Genomic DNA, 6,011 nt, shown 5'->3' with positions numbered 1-6,011 from the left:
GCCTCTGTTGTGACTGAAAATGCACCAATCAAGGCGCGAGGAGAGCAGTTTGTGAGATACATCCATGTATCTCACCCCTTTGGGGCTTACGCTCAAAAACGTTTATCTCCATGGATGGAGTGTATGCAATAGCAATGTCTGGAACATTGCTTGTCCCGGCGTTTTTGTAGTCATTCTAAATAAACGACGAGCAACACTGAGTGATGCATTTTCAGCCCCAACGCGAAGGGCTGGGGCTATTTTTCCGCCCAACTTCGTTGAAAATGATTTATGTAGAACAACTACATCAAATCATTTCCGCCTTGTTGAACAAAAAAATAGCCGCCAGCAGTGGTGGCTCTGAAAGATAAACAGACCCTACCTTACGCTGATTTATTCAAATGCTCATGTTCGTAGTAATAATTGGTGGCTTCAACAAAACCTTCTACGCTGCCACAATCAAAACGTTGACCTTTGAATTTTACGGCTAATACTAGACGGTCCTGTGCCAGCAAGCGCAAGGCATCCGTTATTTGAACTTCACCATTGGTGCCGGGTTTGGTTTTACGCAGATATTCAAAAATCTCCGGCGTCAGAATATAGCGTCCGATAATCGCCAGATTGCTGGGGGCCTCTTCAGGTTTGGGTTTTTCAACCATGTCTTTAATTTGATAAATACCCGGAGCGATTTCATCACCGGAAATGACACCATAGCTATGGGTTTCATCAGCAGGGACTTCCTCAATCGCGACGATGCTGCACTGATAACGTTCATATAACGCAACCAATTGACTCAGTGCACGTTCACCACCTTCCGTTGGTTTGGCGCATAAATCGTCAGCCAGAATGACTGCAAATGGTTCATTGCCAATCATCGGTTCGCCGGTCAGGATCGCATGACCCAGTCCTAACATTTCCCGTTGGCGCATAAATACAAATTCACAGTTATCCATCAGATAACGAATATCATCGAGAAATTTTTCTTTTGAGGTGCCTTTAATTTGATGTTCCAGTTCGAAACTGGTGTCGAAATGATCAGCAATGGCTCGTTTACCACGGCCAGTTATAAAACCAATTTGTGAAATGCCTGCCTCCATGGCTTCTTCAACACCATATTGAATCAAAGGCTTACTGACAATGGGTAACATTTCTTTGGGCATTGCTTTCGTTGCAGGAAGAAATCGTGTGCCATAACCTGCCGCAGGGAATAAACATTTTCTTATAAGACTTTTTACAGCCATTGACGAGATCCTTATCAAACTGTTGTGGAAAAAAGAGATGACGTTAAGCTAAAGTAATTGCCTGTGAAGTTCAAGAACTCCATAGTTAAACAACATTAGATAAGTCATAGTCGGACTGATATATTGTAAATGTTGAACATTACTATTTAGTTTCGCTCAAAAAAATCCTTTTAAAGTTCGTGCAAAGAGGTCTATGAATTCTGCCTAGGTGGATTTCAATGTTTTTGGGTGCAACAAGGAATAAAAATGAAAGTTTTAGTACTCGGCGGTGCAGGTTATATTGGATCTCATATTTGCAAGGCATTGGCCTTGATGAATCATCAAACGATGGTATTAGATAACCTTAGCACTGGTCATCGAGAAGCGGTTCGCTGGAGTCAATTCATTGAAGCCGATATTCTGGATGCCGAAGCATTGCTCAGTATTTTGCAGGATGCAGGACCATTTGATTTGATAATGCATTTTTGTGCCAAGTCACTGGTTGGTGAATCTGTACAAAATCCGGCGTTATATTACCGAAATAATGTTGCTGGTACCTTAAACCTGTTGGATGCAATGGTAGCAACCGGACACGATAAACTTGTTTTCTCGTCTACTGCCGCTGTTTTTGGTCTGCCTGAGCAAGATCTAATAGATGAACAGCATCCCCGTATGCCGATAAATCCTTATGGACAATCAAAGAAAATGATTGAGGATGTGTTGGGGGATTATCATCATGCATATGGTATAAAGTCTGTGGCATTACGCTATTTTAATGCCTGTGGTGCAGATCCGGACGGTGAAATCGGCGAACGTCACGAACCTGAAACACATTTAATTCCTAATATTCTTAAATCTGCCATTGTCGGCAAAGCATCAACATTAAAAGTGTTTGGTGATAATTATCCAACATCTGACGGCACCTGCATTCGGGATTATATTCATGTAAACGATTTGGCTTCAGCCCATATTCTGGCAGGAGAATATTTACAACAACATGACGGTGCCTTTGCTTTCAATTTGGGTAATGGGAATGGATTTAGCGTATTGCAAGTAATTGAAGCAGCCAAGCAAGTAGTTCAACACGATATCGCTTTTACGATTGAACCCCCAAGAGCTGGCGATCCATCAGTGCTGGTAGCCGATTCATCAGCGGCAAGAAAAGCTCTGGGATGGCAGCCTGCATTTACGGACATTGAATCAATTATCGAAACAGCATGGGCTTGGCATCAAAATGAAAGATTTTAGGGTCTTTTTATCTTTCATAGCCAACTCTGTTGTGACTGAAAATACACCACTCAAGGCGCGAGGAGAGCAGTTTAGTGACTCTAAATAAACGACGAGCAACGAAGAGTGGTGTATTTTCAGCCTCAACCCGAAGGGCTGGGACTATTTTTCCGTCCCACTGCGTTGGAAATGATTTATGTAGAACAACTACATCGCATCATTTCCGCCTTGTTGGACAAAAAAACAGCCTCCAGCAGTGGTGGCTATGAAAGATAAAAAGACCCTAGAATTGTTTATTTTTCATAGCCACCTCTGTTGTGACTGAAAATGTACCAATCAAGGCGCGAGGAGAGCAGTTTAGTGACTCTAAATAAACGACGAGCAACGAAGAGTGGTGCATTTTCAGCCTCAACCCAAAGGGCTGGGACTATTTTTCCGTCCCACTGCGTTGGAAATGACTCATGTAGAACAACTGCATCGCATCATTTCCGCCTTGTTGGACAAAAAAATAGCCTCCAGCAGCGGTGGCTATGAAAGATAAACAAATCCTTGTGAGGAAGACTTGAAATGATTCCAGTAATTTTATCCGGTGGTTCCGGAAGCCGTTTATGGCCATTATCACGAAAAAACAAGCCCAAGCAGTTTTTAACCTTGTTTGGCGATTCATCGATGTTTCAAAGCACGCTCACTCGTTTAAATGGTTTGGAGTCTCTCGAAGCTCCATTAATTGTCTGTAATAACGAGCATCGTTTCATGGTAGCTGAACAGCTTCAGGAAATAGGTCTGGAAGCCAATGGCATTATTCTTGAACCCTGTGCCCGTAATACCGCTCCAGCGATTGCTCTGGCAGCATTAAAGGCCATGGAGAACGGTGAAGATCCGTTACTGTTAATATTAGCTGCAGATCATCTAATTTCGGATGTGGCTGTATTTCATAAGGCTATACAACAAGCGCAAATATTGGCTGAACAAGATAAACTGGTTACTTTTGGTATTCAGCCACAATCTGCTCACACCGGCTATGGCTATATTGAAGCAGAAGAAAAGTCGAAACCCAGTTCAGTAAAACGTTTTATCGAAAAACCGGATTTGGCTACAGCAGAGTCCTACCTGTCTGCCGGAAACTTTTTCTGGAACAGTGGGATGTTTTTGTTTAAAGCCTCCGCATATATCAAAGAGCTCGCACGCTTTTCGCCTGAGATGTTGTCTTCCTGTAAACAATCCCTTGAAAAAGCGGTTATCGATCTTGATTTTGTCCGTGTTGATCCTGAGCTTTTTGAGCAAAGTCCGAGTGACTCAATTGATTACGCGGTCATGGAAAAAACCGATAAAGCTATGGTTGTTCCACTCGATGCGGGCTGGAGTGATGTCGGTTCATGGTCTTCTTTATGGGAAGCTTTCACCCGTGATGCTGATCAGAATGTGTTGATCGGCGATGTTCTGGTTGAAAATGTTCATAACGCCTATATTCATAGCGAAAATCGTCTGGTGACGGTGTTAGGCCTGGACGATGTGATTGTTGTTGAAACACATGATGCTGTCATGGTGGCGCATAAAGATCAGGCACAAAAAGTTAAAACAATCGTTGAAGAACTGACCCGACAAAACCGTAAAGAAGTTATAACCCATCGTAAATGTTATCGCCCATGGGGTAATTACGACTCTGTTGATATGGGTGACCGATTTCAAGTGAAGCGCATATTGGTGAACCCGGGCGCATCTTTGTCATTGCAAATGCATTACCATCGTGCTGAACACTGGGTAGTGGTAAGTGGAACCGCTGAAGTCACACGGGATGATGAGGTCATGTTACTGGGCGAAAACGAATCAACATTTATTCCTCTTGGAAGTGTGCATCGTTTACGTAATCCTGGACGAGTCCCTTTGGAAATCATTGAGGTACAATCCGGCGCCTACCTTGAAGAAGACGACATTATCAGGCTTCAAGATACCTATAACCGTAAATAACAGAATAAGAGATGGCCTAAGGACAATTATGGCGCAAGGAAAAATCAGACATTACGACTCAAAAATTAATGCTATTTCAAGGCTAATTGATAGTGCCATTATATTAGTAACCTTTCTGGCTTTAATGGATTTGTTTGCTATTGAATGGCAACCAAAGCATGTCTGGTCTTTATTATTTTCAATTATTCTTTTTCACTTCTTTGCCGAATCACAGGATGCCTATCGTTCATGGCGCGGGACGTATCTAAGGGATGAGGTTACTGCAGTATTATTTTCCTGGGGAACGAGTATCGCGGTATTGGTGACAATCGAACTGATTGTCATTAATGAACAAACCTATGCAACACCTTTCATATTAATCTGGATAATCGCTACACCTATCGAGTTGATTTCCTGGCATGCCATCGTTCGAATGGTGCTTGGAATAATGCGATCCAAGGGGTTAAATACCCGACGCGTGGCTATTGTAGGAGCGACGAAGCTTGGTTATCGACTGGAAAAATCCTTTGATGAAATGGAATGGACAGGTTACCGTTTCAGTGGTTTCTACGATGATCGTAAACCGGCCCCAAATCGTCGTTTGGAAGAAAATGCAGCGACTGTCCTTGGCAGTATCGAAGACTTAATAAGAGATTGCCGTACAGGAAAAATCGACATTGTCTTTATTACATTATCTTTGGCAGCTGAAGCCCGTATTCGTTTGATTACTGAAAAGCTTGCCGATACTACCGCTTCGGTTTATTTGGTACCCGATTTGTTTACTTTTAATCTGCTTAACTCCAGATGGGTGGATTATCAGGGAATAACGGCAATCAGCATTTATGAGACACCCTTTGCCGGTATTGATAGTGCAATCAAACGCATTGAAGATATTGTCTTGAGTTTTTTTATACTGTGTCTGATAGCCATTCCGATGTTATTGATAGCCATTGGCATTAAAGCGACTTCCAAAGGTCCTGTGTTTTTTAAACAGACACGTTATGGAATGGATGGTGAAAAAATAAAAGTCTGGAAGTTTCGTACCATGACAGTTACTGAAGATGGTGATAAGGTCATTCAAGCCCAAAAGAACGATCAAAGGGTCACGCATTTTGGCAAAATTTTACGAAGAACTTCACTAGATGAATTACCACAATTCTTCAATTCGTTAGGCGGTTCTATGTCAATCGTTGGCCCAAGGCCACATGCTGTAGCGCACAATGAAGAATATAGAGCGAAAATCCAAGGGTATATGCTTCGGCATAAGGTTAAGCCTGGTATTACCGGTCTTGCCCAGATAAATGGTTTTCGTGGAGAGACGGATACGCTGGATAAAATGGAAGGGCGTATCAAATATGATCTACAGTATATTCAAACCTGGACATTGCTTCTTGATCTGAAAATTATTTTATTAACGATCACTAGAGGTTTTGTTGGAAAGGATGTATATTAATGTCCAGAGTTAAATTTTCGGTATGACATCGCTGTCTAGCCAACAAGAAATTTAAACTCGTTCCTAAGATTAAAACTCAATTGCAATTCCTTTGACTGAGTTATCTATCGACACGATAGGTAATGCGCATATCAGAAATGTCGGCTGAGAGAAACATCTGGGAGTCAATCATTTCGGGTTCAATG

4 protein-coding genes are annotated in these 6,011 nt (G+C 42.2%); 3 read left to right on the top strand and 1 reads right to left on the bottom strand.

Features of this window, described 5'->3' with window-relative positions; all coding sequences use genetic code 11:
• Window positions 1-362 precede the first annotated feature (362 nt).
• Entirely contained in the window at window positions 363-1,220 is an 858-nt protein-coding gene (gene galU / locus B3182_RS10240; protein WP_292355556.1) for a UTP--glucose-1-phosphate uridylyltransferase GalU, read from the bottom strand.
• A 246-nt stretch (window positions 1,221-1,466) separates the two neighbouring features.
• Here galU and galE point away from each other — a divergent pair, with 246 nt between their 5' ends.
• The 3 genes from galE (at window position 1,467) to B3182_RS10225 (ending at window position 5,826) form a co-directional block, all read left to right on the top strand.
• Window positions 1,467-2,447, top strand: coding sequence for a UDP-glucose 4-epimerase GalE (galE, locus tag B3182_RS10235; RefSeq protein ID WP_292355558.1), 981 nt, complete (start codon window positions 1,467-1,469; stop codon window positions 2,445-2,447).
• Between the two features lie 546 nt (window positions 2,448-2,993).
• Window positions 2,994-4,394: a mannose-1-phosphate guanylyltransferase/mannose-6-phosphate isomerase gene (locus B3182_RS10230; protein ID WP_292355562.1), complete on the top strand. Its 1,401-nt coding sequence runs from the start codon at window positions 2,994-2,996 to the stop codon at window positions 4,392-4,394.
• 28 nt (window positions 4,395-4,422) lie between these two features.
• Window positions 4,423-5,826, top strand: coding sequence for an undecaprenyl-phosphate glucose phosphotransferase (locus tag B3182_RS10225; protein WP_292355564.1), 1,404 nt, complete (start codon window positions 4,423-4,425; stop codon window positions 5,824-5,826).
• Window positions 5,827-6,011: the final 185 nt, after the last annotated feature.

It is taken from the genome of Methylophaga sp. UBA4204, from assembly GCF_002379485.1.
Lineage (GTDB): Bacteria > Pseudomonadota > Gammaproteobacteria > Nitrosococcales > Methylophagaceae > Methylophaga.
This window is presented reverse-complemented; position numbering and strand designations above follow the sequence as displayed.